This is a genomic window from Maribellus luteus (genome assembly GCF_003576475.1).
GTDB lineage: Bacteria > Bacteroidota > Bacteroidia > Bacteroidales > Prolixibacteraceae > Draconibacterium > Draconibacterium luteum.
Genome location: NZ_QWGR01000010.1, coordinates 82,145 through 100,389, shown reverse-complemented (window position 1 = coordinate 100,389; position 18,245 = coordinate 82,145). Strand labels below are relative to the sequence as shown.

At 43.8% G+C, this 18,245-nt stretch carries 15 protein-coding genes; 12 read left to right on the top strand and 3 right to left on the bottom strand.

The window, feature by feature from the left end; translation table 11 throughout:
- From lepB to D1614_RS16455, 4 genes are all read left to right on the top strand, one after another.
- Positions 1-1,341, top strand: a complete 1,341-nt coding sequence (gene lepB / locus D1614_RS16470) for a signal peptidase I (protein WP_119439065.1) — start codon at positions 1-3, stop codon at positions 1,339-1,341.
- Positions 1,342-1,440: 99 nt separating this feature from the next.
- Positions 1,441-1,791, top strand: a complete 351-nt coding sequence (locus D1614_RS16465) for a LapA family protein (RefSeq protein WP_119439064.1) — start codon at positions 1,441-1,443, stop codon at positions 1,789-1,791.
- Positions 1,792-1,793: 2 nt separating this feature from the next.
- Positions 1,794-2,429: a WbqC family protein gene (locus D1614_RS16460; RefSeq protein WP_206610053.1), complete on the top strand. Its 636-nt coding sequence runs from the start codon at positions 1,794-1,796 to the stop codon at positions 2,427-2,429.
- An 11-nt stretch (positions 2,430-2,440) separates the two neighbouring features.
- Positions 2,441-2,770: a transporter suffix domain-containing protein gene (locus D1614_RS16455; protein WP_119439063.1), complete on the top strand. Its 330-nt coding sequence runs from the start codon at positions 2,441-2,443 to the stop codon at positions 2,768-2,770.
- Between the two features lie 4 nt (positions 2,771-2,774).
- Here the strand turns inward: D1614_RS16455 and D1614_RS16450 are convergent, their stop codons facing one another.
- Complete coding sequence (locus tag D1614_RS16450) at positions 2,775-3,350, bottom strand: porin family protein (RefSeq protein ID WP_119439062.1); 576 nt, start codon at positions 3,348-3,350, stop codon at positions 2,775-2,777.
- Positions 3,351-3,611: 261 nt separating this feature from the next.
- Between D1614_RS16450 and D1614_RS16445 the strand changes: the two genes are divergently transcribed.
- From D1614_RS16445 to rocD, 4 genes are all read left to right on the top strand, one after another.
- The gene (locus tag D1614_RS16445) at positions 3,612-4,115 is read left to right on the top strand and encodes a hypothetical protein (protein ID WP_119439061.1); all 504 of its coding nucleotides are present in this window, start codon (positions 3,612-3,614) and stop codon (positions 4,113-4,115) included.
- A 762-nt stretch (positions 4,116-4,877) separates the two neighbouring features.
- On the top strand, positions 4,878-5,855 hold the full coding sequence (locus D1614_RS16440) for an isoaspartyl peptidase/L-asparaginase family protein (protein ID WP_119439060.1): 978 nt from the start codon (positions 4,878-4,880) through the stop codon (positions 5,853-5,855).
- Positions 5,856-5,908: 53 nt separating this feature from the next.
- Complete coding sequence (locus tag D1614_RS16435; protein ID WP_119439059.1) at positions 5,909-7,969, top strand: BatA domain-containing protein; 2,061 nt, start codon at positions 5,909-5,911, stop codon at positions 7,967-7,969.
- Positions 7,970-8,379: 410 nt separating this feature from the next.
- On the top strand, positions 8,380-9,603 hold the full coding sequence (gene rocD, locus D1614_RS16430; RefSeq protein ID WP_119439058.1) for an ornithine--oxo-acid transaminase: 1,224 nt from the start codon (positions 8,380-8,382) through the stop codon (positions 9,601-9,603).
- 129 nt (positions 9,604-9,732) lie between these two features.
- Here rocD and budA read toward each other — a convergent pair whose 3' ends face one another.
- Complete coding sequence (gene budA / locus D1614_RS16425) at positions 9,733-10,497, bottom strand: acetolactate decarboxylase (protein WP_119439057.1); 765 nt, start codon at positions 10,495-10,497, stop codon at positions 9,733-9,735.
- A 150-nt stretch (positions 10,498-10,647) separates the two neighbouring features.
- Between budA and D1614_RS16420 the strand changes: the two genes are divergently transcribed.
- The 3 genes from D1614_RS16420 (at position 10,648) to D1614_RS16410 (ending at position 13,779) form a co-directional block, all read left to right on the top strand.
- Entirely contained in the window at positions 10,648-11,691 is a 1,044-nt protein-coding gene (locus tag D1614_RS16420; RefSeq protein WP_119439056.1) for an agmatine deiminase family protein, read from the top strand.
- 6 nt (positions 11,692-11,697) lie between these two features.
- On the top strand, positions 11,698-12,582 hold the full coding sequence (locus D1614_RS16415) for a carbon-nitrogen hydrolase (RefSeq protein ID WP_119439055.1): 885 nt from the start codon (positions 11,698-11,700) through the stop codon (positions 12,580-12,582).
- Between the two features lie 192 nt (positions 12,583-12,774).
- The gene (locus tag D1614_RS16410; RefSeq protein ID WP_119439054.1) at positions 12,775-13,779 is read left to right on the top strand and encodes a YeeE/YedE thiosulfate transporter family protein; all 1,005 of its coding nucleotides are present in this window, start codon (positions 12,775-12,777) and stop codon (positions 13,777-13,779) included.
- A 176-nt stretch (positions 13,780-13,955) separates the two neighbouring features.
- On the opposite strand, the gene D1614_RS16405 is transcribed toward D1614_RS16410, so the two are convergent.
- Positions 13,956-16,454: a LysM peptidoglycan-binding domain-containing protein gene (locus D1614_RS16405; protein WP_119439053.1), complete on the bottom strand. Its 2,499-nt coding sequence runs from the start codon at positions 16,452-16,454 to the stop codon at positions 13,956-13,958.
- Positions 16,455-16,663: 209 nt separating this feature from the next.
- On the opposite strand from D1614_RS16405, the gene guaA reads away from it, so the two are divergent.
- On the top strand, positions 16,664-18,193 hold the full coding sequence (gene guaA / locus D1614_RS16400; RefSeq protein WP_119439052.1) for a glutamine-hydrolyzing GMP synthase: 1,530 nt from the start codon (positions 16,664-16,666) through the stop codon (positions 18,191-18,193).
- Positions 18,194-18,245 lie beyond the last annotated feature (52 nt).

The window sequence follows — 18,245 nt, the reverse complement described above, 5'->3', positions numbered from 1 at the left end:
ATGATACGTTCAATACTAAGCAACAAATGGTTTAAGTTCCTTACCGTAGGACTCCTGTATTCATTGTGGGTAATTTGGCTAGGCAGTTATTTATGGTTTATCGGGCTTGCCATCATTTTTGATATTTACGTTACCCAAAAAGTACATTGGGCATTCTGGAAAAAGAAAAATCCGCCCAACGGCAAACAAACCAAAGTGGTTGAATGGGTAGATGCCATTATTTTTGCGGTAATTGCGGCTACTTTCATCCGGATGTTTTTTATCGAAGCCTACACCATTCCAACATCATCCATGGAAAAATCGATGCTGGTGGGCGATTACCTGTTTGTAAGCAAAACAGCATACGGGCCAAAAACTCCCAATACGCCGCTGTCTTTTCCTTTTGTTCACAACACGATGCCGGTTGTTGGCGGAAAATCCTATTCCGAACTTATTCAACGTCCGTACAAACGTTTGGCCGGTTTTGGCGAAATTAAAAACGATGATGTGGTGGTTTTCCACTTCCCCGAAGGCGACACGGTAGCTTTGGGAATTCCCAATGCAAGTTACTACCAGCTGATCAGGGAAAACGGAAGAGCACGCGTTTGGAGCGACAAAAGGAATTTTGGTGAAATTGTTTCGCGGCCGGTTGATAAACGCGAAAACTATATTAAACGGTGTGTGGGTATTCCGGGCGACGAAATTAAAATAACCAAAGGCCAGCTGTATGTCAACGGAAAAACACAGAAAGACTTTCCGGGCATTCAGTTCGATTATGTGGTTGAAACCAACGGAACATCCATCAACCCCAAAGCGCTTGAGAGGCTTAATATTTCGGAAGCCGATCGCGGAGTTTTCTCCAGCCAGCGCTATTTCTTCCCGCTTACCGAAAGCACTGCCGAAGAAATGAAGACATTTGCCAATGTAAAAGCAGTAACCAAAGTACTGGAAGAACCGGGCAAATGGGAACCTGCGATTTTCCCTTCCGATTCAAGATTCCCGTGGAACGTAGACAACTTTGGCCCGATAACCATTCCGGCAAAAGGTGCTACCGTTAACTTAACGGTTGACAACCTGCCTTTGTACCAACGAATTATTGCCGTGTACGAAAACAATGAACTGGAAGTAAACGGTACGCAAATCAAAATCAACGGAGAAGCAGCCACCAGCTATACCTTCAAAATGGATTACTACTGGATGATGGGTGACAACCGCCACAATTCGGCAGACTCGCGCTACTGGGGCTTTGTTCCGGAAGACCATGTGGTTGGTAAAGCTAAGTTTATCTGGCTTTCGCTGGACAAAGACAAAGGTTTCCCGGCCAACATTCGCCTGAAAAGAATGTTTAGTGTTGTGAAGTAAAGTTCACCGAAAACCACTGAGACCATCAGTAATAAAAATATTCGCAAAAAAGGATAGCCGGTACGCTATCCTTTTTTACATTTATAAAAACATTTTGTCATGAGTGCACTTGTCGTTGTAATTATTATCCTGGCCGTTCTGCTCGTGATATTCACACTTCAGAACTCGGTCGGTGTCACCGTTCATCTTTTCTTTTGGGAAATAGCCAATGCCCCCTTTGTGCTTGTCATCCTTGGATGTCTTATTCTGGGCTATTTGCTGGCCACCCTTTATTTTTACCCGAAGCTTTGGAAAGCCAGGCGCGAGTATAAAAAGGTGCTTAGGGCAAACGACGATCTTCAGCAACACGACTTAAATCATCCGTCCAAAGAGAGTTCACCGGAAATATCTGATCCGGAAGGAATTGAACTAAATGACGACGATGACAGCCATAAATTTTTTAGAGATTAAGAATGAAAATGCCGCTTTTGCTCAGCACCGCCTATTTTGGGCCAGTGCATTACTATGCTCGCTACCTTCATCATCCGGAAGTGTACCTCGAACAATACGAAAACTTTACCAAACAAACCTACCGCAACCGCTGTGTTATTCTGGCCGGCAACGGACCGGTGTCGCTGGTATTGCCCGTGGTAAAAGGGCGCGGCCCCAAAACGCTTATCAAAGACCTCGAAATATCCTACGATACAGAATGGCAAAGAAACCAGTGGCAAACCATTGTTTCGGCCTACAATTCTTCGCCTTATTTCGAATATTACCAGGACGAACTTCTGCCCTTCTTTGAAAAGAAAAGCCGCTTCCTGATGGACCATAACATGCAGATTCATGAAATGCTATGCGGTTTTATGGAAGTGGAAAACAAACTAAAGCTGACCGAAGATTTTGAAAAGGTTCCGGAAAACACCTTAAACTTCCGTCAGGCAATTTCGCCCAAAGTCAAAGAGACGTTGGACGATGCCTTTCATCCAAAGCCTTACATACAGGTTTTTAGTGAAAAGTTCGATTTTGTTCCCAACCTGAGTATTCTCGACCTGCTTTTTAATGAAGGTCCCAATGCTTATGACGTATTGATGGAAAGTATTACCTTGTAAAAAAACAAGGCATGGGAATTTCGCAAAACAAACGAATCAAACTGGGTATTTTCCTGATGGTTTTCTCGGGTGTATTTTTTGCTGCTACATTTGTGATTCCATTTTTGGAATTCTCCACCAAAACCAAAGTAATTGCCACTACCACCAGCCTTGTTCTGATGGAAATAGTTTTCTGGCTGGGAGGATTGCTGGTTGGAAAAGAGTTGTTTTCGAAATACAGGAAGCAGTTAGATCCGCGCACCTGGTTCCCCAAAAAACAGAAAACGGGAAAAGCCCTGCTTCCGGCAGAAGAGCAACAAAAAAGGCCTCACACAGGTGAAGCCTCTTCTGAAGAATTATAGTTGTCTACAATATTTTAAACCCGAGCGTGACCATAAACGTGCGGTTTTTGGCCTCCAATTCCGGTGAATTATAAACCTTGTTCGCGTGCTCCATTCTAAAATCCAGCGAGAGAAACAATACATCTACACCTACTCCATACTGAAGAGCGGTATAACGATCTTTGAAATACTGTTCTTCCAAAAAGTTAAATTTATCTGCGTCGTTGTCGGTTACAAAACTAAATACAGGGCCAGCCATTACCCGCAGATCCACCGCTTTGGCATCCAATAGTTTAACCCCCAGTAAAACCGGAACATCCACCGACTTGTAATTAAATTCAGCAGCCATCTCTCCAACATCCTTAAATTCACCGCCTTTCCGCGTAAAATACACTTCGGGTTGAACATAAACTTTACCCACTCCTACCCGGGCAAATGCTCCCCAGTGCATTTTTGTGATCGACTCTTCGCTGTAATCATTTATATCCAGACTGACTTTTGAATTATTCAGCCCCGCCTTGAGTCCCAAATCGAATATCGGCTGTGCATGTCCGATAACAGAACAAAGCACCAGTGAAAAAATAAAAAAAATACGTTTCATGTTTCTGTTTTTTTGAGTTCAATATAGTAAATAACGAAAGGTTATTTCGTTCAGTATACTCACAATACAAGTTAATTTATTTTTATTGCGGGAACGAAATTGCAGGCACGAAAATTGTTTGTCGAACCAAAAGCCAAATGAGAATCTATCTCAATGAAACGAGCATCTAAAATATTCGCATCCGAGAGGACGATTAATCCCAATAGCTATCGGGACATGCGAGTTCCATACTATGCCTTTGAATAAAACAATTTTAATAGTATGAAAAAGCGACTAATCCATATCCTAAGTCTTACCTCACTGGTTCTTTTGCAAGCCTGCGCCGCTCCAAAATATTTTCATGACCCGCTAAGCCTCAAAAGACAAAAGGAATTACGGCAATCACGATCGGCCAATGTTGTTTTCGATATCGGAGCCACTCTTACCAGTTCCATTGTAGGAGCTGCACTTGATACTGAAGTTACTTACGAGTTCTCTGATCAGCAATTCAAAAAAATAAAGCTTCTGAATATCTCTGCAGATACCATGTACATTAATATGCTGACTGATGTTTACTGGGATGAGGATAACTATTGCGATTTTATGGACATACGAATACCGCCCATGCTTGGCTGCAAAGTAATGGTTCCGGTTGATGCCAACTACCACCTGTATTTTAGCAACACCCCCGAAAGCGAAGACGATGAAATGCTCGAGATTTATACCTCATCAACCAAAAGAGTAAAGCTGGTACCGGGAATGACTCAGATAAAGGAAGAGGAATAGCTGAAAGTAAAACATTATTCCCAAAACAAAGATCCCTCAAACAACCTCCCTATAAAACTAGTTCTGTCTCCTCAAGATAATGGGAACTAGCACAATGAAGATACATTCCGCCCCCCTTCGAGACTACATTTATCCACTACCAATAAGTGTTTACAAAACACAAAAGCTCGCAAAACAGCCATCAACCGCAGAAAGCCTGCGTATTTCAATTGTTAATAAACTCACTGATTAATAAACAATACCGCCAACTGTCTTGCGCCGTATTTACAATTTATTGTATATTGTTGCTTAAGGGACAGTTTTTATTTTCTATCGGAAAGATGACAAAATCTTTGTAATCGTCTTGACACAAACAGGATGTTATTAATCAATGGTTATTTCTAATGTTTTGAATAACCATAAAAAGGGATTTAAAAAAGGGATGAAAAGTAACAGGAATCGTAGTTGGACAGTTGTGATAATCTTACTTTGTTGTATTTCGGCTGTGGTGTTTTTTCCAATGGCATCAGATAATATGACAGTGTACAAGGGAATTGTTTTTACATCTATTGCAGTTGTTTTGCTTTTATTATTTTTTCTGGTAAAAGTACATATTATTGAATCGGATGAACACCGACATATAATTGACTAACTCCGGCAGATCCGGAATTAGTCTACATTCAGCATTGTAAAACGTAGTACTCAGGACTTATAAATTCGATAATGATTTATTTTATTATCGGCATTATTATGTCATTTTTGTAAATCATTAATCAAATTAAGATGAGACTTAGTACGGTTTTATTTTTCGCCTTTCTGATTTTATCACTATCAGGTCAATCGCAAAAAAAATATACGGTCGTCATTCACGGTGGCGCCGGTGTAATGTCGAAAGAACTTATAAATGAAACGGCACGCAGCGAGTATAAAGCCAAGTTGAACGAAGCACTGGAGCTCGGGAACAAAATGCTTGCTGAAGGAGCAACTGCAACTGATGTTGTTGTAAAGGTCATTAACATAATGGAAGATTCTCCGTTGTTTAATGCCGGAAAGGGCGCTGTTTTTACCCACGAAGGAGTTAACGAACTGGATGCTTCCATTATGGAAGGTCGCACACTGAATGCAGGAGCGGTTGCCGGAGTTCGTGACATTAAGAATCCGATTAACGCGGCCCGAGCCGTTATGGAACATTCAGAACATGTGATGCTAAGCGGCCCGGGAGCTTCGCAGTTTGCCAAAGAACAGGGCCTCGAAATCGTTCCCAATACCTATTTCTATACTGAAAGCCGCTACCAGTCGCTTCAGCAATTACTAAAAAAGGAACGGGAAAGAACCGGTAAAGACAATACCGGCACTGTTGGTTGTGTGGTTCTCGACAGCTACGGAAACCTGTGTGCAGGAACTTCCACCGGCGGCATGACCAACAAGCGCTACGGGCGTATTGGCGACTCTCCTGTTATTGGCGCCGGAACGTATGCCAACAACAATACCTGTGCGGTTTCCTGCACGGGGCACGGAGAATATTACATCCGGCTGGGATTTGCCCGCGATATTTCGGCCTTAATGGAATACAAAAACCTGGATTTGCAGACCGCCTGCCGCGAAGAAATCAATAAACTCACCAACATGAGGGGCACTGGTGGTGTTATAGGAGTTGACAAGCAGGGAAACATTGCCATGGAGTTTAATACCAGTGGCATGTTCCGTGGCTATTTAAAATCAAGCGGAGAAAAAGAAATCGCTATTTTTGAGAACGAATAATAAATACATAAACCTCAGACTTCGGCCCTCCGACTTCTGAATATCACTTGTATATGAGATTTTTGTTTCCATCCTTTCTGTTCGCATTGCTGGCCATCGCTATTCCGGTCATCATTCACCTTTTTAGTTTTAAAAGACACAAAACGGTGTATTTCAGCAATGTCGATTTCCTGAAAGACATCAAAAAGGAATCAAAAAAGAAATCACGGCTCAAACAATTGCTCATCCTTGCCGCGCGCATTTTGGCCATCATTTTCCTGGTTTTTGCTTTTGCCCAGCCATACATTCCGGCCAACAGGGACACTCAAAAACAGATTCGGCAAACGGTGGCAATTTACATCGATAATTCGTTTAGTATGAATGCGCTTTCAGAACAGGGACAGCTGCTGGAAGTGGCCCGCAACAAAGCACTGGATATTTGTCTGGCTTACCCGGCCGGCACAAAATTCAGACTGTTTACCAACGACTTAAAACCCAAACATCAGCACGATTTAAACCGCGAGCAATTTATCCGCGAAGTTTCCGAAGTTCAGCCGTCACCCAATGTTGTTCCCTTTTCGCTCGTTTACAATCGCTTTTCGGAAGAACAAAATGCGGATGGATCGAAATCAGATAAAAACCTGTATTTTATTTCCGATTTCCAGCGCCCGGTTAGCGACTTCGGGAATTTTTCGGACAAAAGCATTTTCAGTTACTATCTTCCGCTGGTTCCGAACGAAGTGGCTAATCTTTACATCGATTCGTGCTGGGTGGAAGTTCCCGCTCACAGGCTGGGGCAGGAAGAAAACGTGATGGTTCGGATTAAAAACAGCTCCAACCAGCACTACCAAAACCTGCCATTGAAACTTTACCTGAACGACTCACTCAAGTCGATCACCAACTTTACCGTGGAAGCACAAAACGACATTGTGGCCAGCCTGAAATATACCAACAACACCAGCGGACTGCAGCTGGGGCGGATTGAAATAAGCGACTACCCGTTTACGCACGACAACAACTGGTACATCAGCTACCAGGTAGAACGCAACCTGAAAGCACTGGCCATTTTCAGCAACTCGAAAACGTCACAGGAAGGTCTGGCTTACCTGGAGGCTTTGTTTGCCAACGACGACTATGTTATTCTGGAGAAAATGAATGAGCAGAGTTTACAGGTTAACCGCTTGAATGAATTTAATACCATTTTCCTGGTGAACACAGAGAATTTCTCCAGCGGTTTTTTAAACGAACTGGAAACCGTGGTCAAAAACGGTGCATCCGTGGTTCTGTTTCCCGAATTAAAATCGAATCCGGCGCTGCTCAATAATTTCCTTTCGCGTTTTAATGCCAACCGGATTACCGGAACAGATTCCACCACGCAGGAAATCTCGCGCATCGAGTTTGAGAATACTTTCTACAGCGATGTTTTCAAAAAGCGGGAGCAAAATCCCATACTTCCAAAGATTAAAGGCCACCTCCGTTTTGAATCGGCCACCCGTTCCGACGAACAAAACCTGCTGGCTTTCCAAAACGGAGACAAAGCTTTGTCGCAGCTAAACATCGAAAACGGAAAAGCCTGGATTTTCAGTTTCCCGTTAAACAACGAAAACGAAGCTTTTGCGCACGATATTTTGTTTGTACCCACGCTTTACAACATGGTTCTGAACAGCCTCCCCAAACAGGAAATTTCGTTTACCGTTGGGCAAAATACTTTTTACTACCTTCCGCGAAACATCAATCTCGATCTGAATGCTTCGGTTGAAATTGTAAACCGGAAAAACCAGGATAAAATTATACCAACCGTCACTGCATCGGGACAAGGCATGCGCATCGATTTTGGAGACCAGATAACAGGCGACGGACATTACCTGATCGAAAATGATGGTGTGGCTGTTGCTTCCATGGCTTTTAACTTCGACCGCAAAGAATCGGACCTGCGCTACTTCACTGCCGACGAAATTGAATCGAACCTGGAAGAGAACCAACTGAACAATGCCACTTTGGTGCGTGCAGTAGACCGTAATTTTTCGGAAGTACTGAGCGAGATTCAGAATGGCAAACAACTTTGGAAGCTTTGCATCCTGCTGGCACTGTTTTTTATTCTTGCTGAAGTGTTGCTCATCCGTTTCTGGAAATAAAACCTTTGAACAGTTTCTTCTCTGCCAAAATCCATCAAAGATGCGATGCTGGGATTTATGATATTTTTTTCTCAATCCTTGGCTTATCTGACGGACTTTACTCATTGTCCTCTCAATGATTTCCGCTGTGACTCCCGGTGGTTAAGCCACTTGATTTTTCATCACAGAGTTACACTGAGACTTTCTGCACATCTTTAGCCCTCCGGCAGGAAAAGGACGAAATATTTATTGGACAGTAGCGATAAAAAAATGGAATCGCCTCATTCCAAAACCTTGCAACGCTTGCATTCATCTAAAAACCTTGTGAAAAATCTTCCGAACCTGATATTTCTCACTGCTCTTTAACACGGAGTTTTGGTTGCTTTTTCGGGGTAAAAATCGTATTTCTGCATAAACTTAAAACAATTTAAATGACTACACTGACCTCGAAAGATTACATGGCCAAAGAAGACAAGTTTGGCGCACATAATTATCACCCGCTACCCGTGGTTTTAGCTAAAGGCGAAGGAGTATTTGTTTGGGATGTGGAAGGAAAAAAGTATTTTGATTTCCTGGCGGCCTATTCAGCCGTTAACCAGGGTCATTGTCACCCCAAAATAGTAAAAGCCCTTACCGACCAGGCACAAACGCTGGCTCTTACCTCACGCGCTTTTTACAACAACGTACTTGGCGATTGGGAAGAATACATGACCAAATTGTTTGGCTACGATAAAATGCTGCCGATGAACTCGGGAGCCGAAGCCGACGAAACCGCTTTAAAACTCATCCGCAAATGGGCATACAAAGTAAAAGGCATTCCTACCAATGAAGCTAAAATTGTAGTATGCGACGGAAACTTCCACGGAAGAACGATCACCATTATTTCCATGTCGTCTGATCCCGATGCCTACCAACATTACGGACCTTACACGCCGGGCTTTGTCAACATTCCGTACAACGATCTGGAAAGACTCGAAGCAGAGCTGAAAGATCCAAACGTAGCCGGATTCCTGGTAGAACCGATTCAGGCAGAAGCAGGCGTTTATGTTCCCGAAGACGGCTACCTGAAAAAAGCGTCGGAACTGTGTAAAAAATACAACGTGCTTTTTGTTGCCGACGAGGTGCAAACCGGTTTGGCGCGTACCGGGAAAATGCTGGCGTGCGATCACGAAGGTGTTCGTCCCGATATTCTGGTGCTGGGAAAAGCCGTTTCTGGCGGTTTGTACCCGGTTTCGTGTGTACTGGCCGACAACGAAATTATGCTTACCATTAAACCCGGAGAGCACGGCAGTACCTATGGAGGAAACCCGATGGCCGCTAAGGTAGCCATGGCCGCCCTTGATGTATTACAAGACGAAAAACTGGTGGAAAATTCGGAACGTCTGGGTAAGATATTCCGCGCCGAAATGAAAGCAATTAAATCGGAAATGATTGAAATCGTTCGGGGAAAAGGCTTGCTGAATGCCATTGCGATTAAACCGACCAACGGCAAATCGGCATGGGATGTTTGCCTGGCAATGAAAGAAAACGGCCTGCTTGCCAAACCAACTCACGAGCACATTATCCGTTTTACACCGCCGCTGGTGATCACGGAAGAGCAAATGATGGAAGCCATCGAAATTATCAAAAAGACTTTTAAAGAATTTGAAGGATAAAATAAATTAGAATAATGCACTAAAGGGGTTCAACGTCGGTTGGACCCTTTTTTTTGACAATACTTGAATACTGAAACATTCGAGTAGATTTTGATTCAAATCGTGAAAAAACGTATTTTCATTGAAAACCTATTCTCCTTCCGCCTTTTGCAGTTCCTCACTCAGATCCTCGTCAAGCGAAGTTTTTAGAAAATGTCCTTCGGTAGGAATCTTCAGGGAGAACTCATTAATCTGATCAATTTGCAGTTGTCCGCTTTTTAGTTCGAATGCGAGCAAGTGTCCGCCAAAGTTCTTATCGTCTGACAAAAAATGCAGATGATACCCCGGAACATTCAACCCGGTAACATACGGAGGACAGTAAAAACCAACCAAGGTTCCTGAAACGTTGACAGTTTCAAATTCAGGTTGATTTTCGGTCACTTCAACCAATGGAGGATACGGCTTTCTTTGCATGGGCACACTCCGCGTTTTTACCTTTTCAAAAGTTCCCTTCAGTTTGATCGCATAAAACAAATTGGGGCTTGGGGCCAAACTGTCTATGGTCGCTTTCAGTCCGGAATATGAAAGCTTATTCAACGGGTATTCTTTCCCCGGTTCAAAATTAGTTACTGATGCAAAAGGCGTTTGAACATCAGACTCGGGATGATAAATTTTACCGTCGGCTTTTATTTGGTAAAAATGCCCGTCAAGCAGAATCATTTCCCCATCCAGGCCGTTAAAAGTACCAATGCCAAAATCTCCATATTTACCAAGTGTCTGCAAACTGGTATTCCCGTCATAAACTCCCTGCAACAAAGCATCGATAGTGGAAACCTGCACCAATTTTTGCGGCCGGTGTTGACTGCAACTAACAAATAAAAATACACCCAGCAGGAAAACCACACTTTTTATCATGAGTTCGGAATTTTGATTTAGTTTCTAAAATTAAGACAATTTTAAAATCTACGTAAGACAAAAAGATAGCCTACCAAGAAATTGGAGACATCATTAAAATATTATGTATTTCATACTATTTTTGCCCCCGGAAGTTAGTTTAAAGAATACATGAGCAATACATCAACATACGATCGTCGCTTTCCTGCCGAATGGGAGCCGCAGTCTTTTTTGCAGCTTACTTTTCCACATGCCAACAGCGACTGGGAATACCTTTTGCACAAAGCATCTGAATGTTTTGTAAACATTATCGAAGCGGCAGCCCATTTTCAGCCGGTGTTGGTGGTTTGCGACAGTGTAGCCCAGGTAAAAGCCTATTTCCCGGATTGTACAAACATTCATTTTGCCGAGGTTCCGTCAAACGATACCTGGGCGCGCGACCACGGTGGTATTACTGTTTTAACCAACGGCGGAGCGGTAGCGCAGGACTATATTTTCAACGGCTGGGGTAAAAAATTCGAGGCCGGACTTGATAATCAGATTACCCGAAAACTGTTTGAACAAAACCTGATTCAAAACAGCGAATTGGAGAGTTTCGATTTTGTGCTGGAAGGCGGTTCTATCGAAAGCGATGGTAAAGGAACAATTCTGACTACAACAGAATGCCTGATGGAGAAAAACCGAAATCCGCAGTTTTCTAAAGCAGAAATTGAAACGTTCCTGAAACAACATTTAGGAGCGCAAAAAGTGCTTTGGCTCGACCACGGATACCTGGCTGGTGACGACACCGATTCGCACATCGACACGCTGGCCCGCTTTTGCGACGAGAATACAATCGCTTATGTTGGCTGCAACAATCCGGATGACGAACATTACGAAGCTTTGCAGCAAATGAAAGAACAGCTGCAACACTTTACCAACGCTGAAGGGAAACCCTATGATTTGGTTGAACTCCCCTTCCCCGATAGTTGTTTTGACAGTGAAGGCAACCGTTTGCCGGCCACATACGCCAACTTTACCATTATAAACGGGGCCGTGTTGTTACCGGTTTATGGCGTTTCGCAAGACGATGAAGCAATTGAAATATTGACAAAAGTTTTTCCCGAAAGAGAAATTATTCAGGTAAATTGCCGGGTATTGATCGAACAGCACGGATCGTTGCATTGCGTAACTATGCAATATCCCCAAGCAGTAGTATTGAATTGTAAAAAGTAAGAAATCATGAGCAAAATAAAAGTTGGAATCGTTCAGCAGGAATGTTCAGGGAATAAGACAAGTAACATTCAGAAAAGTATTGAAGAAATAAAAAAATGTGCTTCAATGGGTGCTGAGATTGTGGTTTTACAAGAATTACACGCCAGCTTGTATTTCTGCCAGACAGAGGATGTGAACCTCTTTGACCTGGCCGAACCAATTCCCGGGCCCGATTCCGAAATTTTTGCGCAGGCAGCCAAAGAAGCGGGCGTTGTGCTCGTCACTTCGCTGTTTGAAAAACGGGCCGCCGGCTTGTACCACAACACCGCTGTTGTTTTCGAAAAAGACGGTTCTATAGCCGGTAAGTATCGGAAAATGCACATTCCGGACGACCCTGCTTTTTACGAAAAATTCTATTTCACGCCGGGCGATCTGGGTTTTAACCCGATCCACACATCGGTAGGCAAACTCGGATTATTGGTTTGCTGGGATCAGTGGTACCCCGAAGCTGCCCGCCTGATGGCGCTGGCAGGAGCAGAACTATTGATCTACCCAACGGCCATTGGCTGGGACCCATCGGATACACAGGAAGAAAAAGCACGTCAGCTGGATGCCTGGATCATTTCGCAACGCGGACATGCTGTGGCCAACGGTTTGCCCGTGATCAGCGTTAACCGCACCGGTTTTGAATCCGATCCTTCGGGCGTGGGCAAAGGCATCACTTTCTGGGGCAACTCTTTTGTGGCCGGCCCCCAGGGAGAATTTATCCGTCGTTTTTCGGCGGAATACGAACAATCCGAAGTGGTTGAAATAGATAAAGCGCGCACCGAAGATGTTCGCAGAATATGGCCTTTCTTTCGCGACCGTCGTATTGATGCCTACGGAGATATTCTGAAGCGTTACAGGGATTAAGAGTAACCTGCTTCTTTTTTCCGATTTTTAGGTTGGATTGAAAAAGGAAACTTCATACAAGAAAAGGTCATCCTTGAGCAGGAAACAATCGCAATCAGTTTCCGGAATGTGCTTTATATCAAAAATCATCCATTACCTTTAGGCTTTCAATTCTGACAACACGACCGAAAACCTTTGTAAAAATTCAATACCATGATTGTACTTACACTGTTTTTAGGATTTCTGTTTGGGCTTACACTTCAGTACGCCAGCCTCAACAAATTTAACGTCATTAGTGGCATGGCCACCCTCGACAATTTAACGGTTGCCAAAGCCATTGCCGTAGCTGTTGGTTTAGGGGCCATTCTTATCAACATCGAAATCGGAGCTGGCATGGCTTCGTACCATGTAAAACCACTGATTTTGGGAGGATTGGTTTTCGGAGGCATTCTTTTTGGAGTCGGCATGGCCATTCTGGGATATTGCCCCGGAACGCTCGCTATTTCGTTGGGAGAAGGATCGCTTGATGCACTGCTTGGAATTATCGGAGGCATTCTGGCCGGCGTTGTTTACACCCTGGTGCTTCCTTCCCTGCAAGGAATACTGGGTCCCAACCTGGGTTCTTTTTCACTCAGAACGGCGCTAGACAGCAACCTGGCTTTTTATCTGCTGGTTTTCCTGATTGGAGCCTTGTTTATCGGAGTTGCCTTTGTTTTGAACAAAGCGGAAAAGTCGAACAACTACCGCTGGCTCGTAGCTGGAATTGCGTTGGCGGTTTTAAACGTGATCGTATTCTCGAAGTTTGCTTCCGACCGCCCCATTGGAGCTTCCACCACTTATCCGTATGTAGGCGATGCTTTAGCCGGACTCACTCAAAACGAATATTTCACCAAGATTCAAAAACCGGGAAACTGGGAACTGATCTTTTTATCCGGGGCATTTTTGGCCGGGCTGATCGGATCGTTGTTGCAGAAGAAATTTGAATTTCGCCTGGTGTATGAAAACTGGGAAAAATACAAAGGCACTTCAAAAACACAGCGTGCCTTTTGGGCGTTTGCAGGCGGCTTTTTACTGATTTTTGGAGCCCGAATGGCAGGCGGATGTACCAGCGGACATGTTCTCTCCGGAGGAATGCAGATAGCTTTCAGCAGCTTGCTGTTTGCCGCAGTAGTTTTTGCCAGTCTTTTGCTTACCGGAAAATTCTTTTACAAGAAATAATTGCACCCAGGCATCAAAATAATTCACGCAAAGTCCGCAAAGCGTTGTACAAAAGAATGCAAAAACAGAATTTGACATTCAGCATTTTGTGCCCTTTGCGCTTCTTTTGCTTCTTTGCGTGAACCGGGTTCTTGCAACTTTTGGGATGCCTTCTTTTTTCTTTTAATAATTGTTGCTTATTCAGAAATCTCAGCCACCAACCGCGGTTGCCCTTTTACCCGTTCGCGTTTTACCTCGTAATTTCGGGTATAGGAAATAACCGATACGCCCTGGTTCATGTATCCGCCAAACTTGGAATATTTATCGAAGTGATAATTACCCTGAATCAGATCGACATGAAAATACGGGAGGCATTCGCCAAAATCACGACCTAATTCTGCCAAAGCCTTTACAAAATAGGTAGTAACATCGTATCCCTGGAATCCAAAATTATCGGGTTCAGTAGCAAACGCGGTCTTGAAATCGCTGACAAAACGAATCGTTTTTGGCGACCTATAATCGGTCCAGTATGGAGCCAGGTATTTAAGTTTCAGATTATGAAAATGATCAATCTGAATACTTTGATAGCTTGGGTAACGATGGGTGCCAATCAGCGTCATCGAATAATCGCTGGCAAGGTTATTCAGGTTCGAAATGGAAATGCTAAGTATTCCTTCGTCGGATGAAGGTATGTAAATGACGTTTTCCTTGGTGGTCGACATAATCCGGCGTAAACCAAAAGCGCCTTCCCGTTGAAAGTCATAGATGGTAAAATTCACCCCGTCCCGTTCACTCATAAAACCTGAGTTAAAAAACTTTTCCTGGAGCATATCCACCATTTTCCCTTCGGGCGTGCCGGCATATTCCTGTGTTTTCAGAATAATAAAATTACTGTTGTGGTATTCTTCCGCCACCATGTCTGCCGTTTGCTGTGTCAGGTAATCGCGGGTTGGGTTTACCTGGTAATAATACGGATTGGAACTCAGCAACCCGGATTGCGCAGCCAGCGGTGACACCAGCGGAATACGGTTTTTGGCGGCTATTTCAGCCACTTCCTTTTGCACTTCCGGATAAATCGGGCCAATAATCAGGTCGGTCTGTAAAAACTCGTCAGTAAAAATAAACTTTCGGACCGCATCCATACGTTGTTCGGTGTCGAAAACATGCAGGCGAACGTTTAGCCCGGTCTGCTGCAAATGATCGAGCGCCATCAAAACTCCCTCATAAAACTGCACAAAGTTTTCGCTGCTCCGGTAAAACTTCTTAAACATCGGTTTTCGCTCCACTTCAATGGTGGTATCCTGACTTGCCATCACTTCCAGCAAATGCTGATTGTTCGGAGAATGACCGTTAATATCAGCCAGAAAAATCATGGAGTCGGGAATGGCTTCTTCCCGGTTCAGCGTATCGTTGGCTTCCAAAAACAAGGGAAGGAAAAGTGCCACGTCAAAAGTTTCGGATGAAAATTCCCTTAATTGTGGTTTGCAAAACTCAGGAATTTCCATGGTCGCATCTACGGCAAAGTATTTTTCATCCGGCAGAGCCGCTTCAGGTGACACTACAGTTTCGGATACTGATTCAGTTTCGGGTTGTGTTACCGCTGCTTCCTCTGTTTTGTGCGGTATCAGGATCGTTTCGCCTTCCACCAGGTTACGGTGCTCCAACACCGGGTTGTATTTTTTTAATTCATATATACTTACATCAAATTCCTTTGAAACACCATACAATGTTTCCCCTTTCTTAACATCGTGTTTATCAAAAGCCTCTTCGTTCAAAGGCCTGGCCTCGGTTTGCTCGATCTCCGTTTCTTTAACCGGCACACGAATCACTGCACCGGCCGGAAAGTCGGTATTCAGAATCGGATTGAGTGTTTTTAATTCATTTTCTGTCACATCGTATTTCCGGGCAGTTCCCCAAAGTGTTTCTCCCGACTCGATGATGTGTTCAAAATATTTTCCTGAAAATTCTTCCTTTGGTTTTTCTACCGGAACAATCGCTGTTTCTTTCTTCGTTACAGGGATTGATAGCTTCGCACCCGCTTTCAGGTTTTTGGCAGCCGGATTCAACGCTAGAATTTCCGCCTCGCTCACACCGTATTTTTTTGCAATGGAATACACGGTTTCACCTGAAACCACCTGGTGTGTTAATGTTCCCGCAGGCAAAGGTTGCGGCTGGATTTTTACTTCCTCTTTCTTTTCTGCCACCGGTACTTTTGGAGTCTCTGCCACAGGAGCTTTTTCATTCCAAAAAGGAATTTGCAGCTTCAACCCTTTTTTGATGGTAGTTACCCCCGGGTTATGAGCATACAATTCCTCTACCGAAATTCCATACTGACGGGCAATAAAATAGGCCGTTTCATTTTTCGATTTTACCTTGTGCGTTAAAAATCCAGACGGTTTCCCCCGCTCCTGTCCCGATTTTGCCGACACATCTGCATCTTCGCGGTAAGGAATTTTTATGACATCGCCAATCTTCGGACCTTCTGTCAACTTTGGATTGTACTTCTCCAACTCTTCCCTGCTAACCTTGAATTTTTGCGTCAGAGAAAAAATGGTTTCACCTGTTTCGATCTGGTGTACAACGAATTTTTCGCCACTGATTACCACTACCTCATTCTTCTTCAGACTCTGGGCGTTTAGCGGCAATTCAAAAACAACCAACAGGAAAACAACAATAAATTTCAGAATAACCCTCATTGATAAGCGCTTAAATTTTGGACCAAAATTAACAAATAATACCCAACACAAAATTCTAACGTTTTAATTTGAAATTAATTTTAAGCCCGTTACTGAAACCTTACTTTCTGGCAGGGTTGTTAACATGTACTTCTTTTTAACCAACAATTGGCCAGGTTTTCTGGCGATATTCTTACTTTTGTGCATTCACAATCAAAAGTAAAATTTTCATGCAGGAAAAGATTCTAATTCTAGACTTTGGGTCGCAGTACACGCAATTGATCGGAAGAAAGGTCCGTGAGTTGAATGTTTATTGTGAAATCCATCCTTTTAATCACTATCCTGAGATCGACGAAAGCGTGAAAGGCGTGATTCTTTCAGGTAGTCCTTATTCGGTAAGAGACGAAGATGCGCCCCGACCCGACCTCTCGAAAATCAAAGGAACTTTGCCTGTTCTTGGGATTTGCTACGGCGCACAATACCTGGCTCATTTTTATGGCGGAGAAGTGGCTCCATCGGATTCAAGGGAATACGGACGTGCCAACCTGGGGTACATTGACCACGACAGTGAGCTTTTCAAGAATATCGGACTTCATACGCAAGTGTGGATGTCGCATGGAGATACCATTGTAAAACTTCCGAAAAACTACAAGGTAATTGCATCGACCGAAGATGTTAATTATGCCGCCTACAAAGTAGACGATGAACGCACGTGGGCTATTCAGTTTCACCCCGAGGTTTACCACACCACCGAAGGCAAACAGCTGCTGCAAAATTTTGTTTCCGACATTTGCGGATGCGAGCAAAACTGGACACCTGATTCGTTTGTGGAAACTACCGTGAATGAATTAAAGGCACAGCTGGGTAACGACAAAGTAGTGTTAGGCCTTTCGGGAGGAGTTGATTCGTCGGTTGCCGGGGTGCTGCTAAACAAGGCAATCGGTAAAAACCTGACCTGTATTTTTGTGGACAACGGACTTCTTCGTAAAAATGAATTTGAAGATGTTTTGCATTCATACAAAGACATGGGATTGAATGTGATTGGCGTTAATGCCCGTCAGAAATTTTGGGACGACCTGGCCGGAGTAACTGATCCGGAACAAAAAAGAAAGATTATTGGCCGCAACTTTATTGAAGTTTTTGATGAAGAAGCGCACAAAATACAAGATGTGAAGTGGCTCGCACAAGGCACTATTTACCCCGATGTTATTGAATCGGTTTCGGTAAACGGCCCATCAGCCACCATTAAATCGCACCACAACGTGGGTGGTTTGCCTGAGAAAATGAAACTGAAAGTAGTGGAACCGTTGAAACTGCTTTTCAAAGACGAAGTTCGTCGTGTAGGGCAAGCCCTTCAGATTAAACAGGAATTACTGGGACGCCATCCTTTCCCGGGTCCGGGGCTTGGCATCCGAATTTTGGGCGATGTAACTCCCGATAAAGTAAGAATCCTCCAGGAAGCTGATGCCATTTTTATCAACGGTCTGAAAAAATGGGGATTGTACGATGATGTTTGGCAGGCAGGGGTAATGCTACTCCCCGTGCAGTCGGTAGGCGTAATGGGCGACGAAAGAACCTATGAAAATACCGTAGCATTGCGGGCGGTAACTTCTACCGATGGAATGACGGCAGACTGGGTGCACCTCCCCTATGATTTCCTGGCAAAAATGTCGAACGAGATCATTAACAAGGTGCGGGGAATTAACCGAGTAGTATACGACATTAGTTCCAAACCGCCGGCAACAATTGAATGGGAATAGTTGTTAGGCTTTTGATATTGGTTGCCTGAAGCAATATTTGGCAGCTTACCGG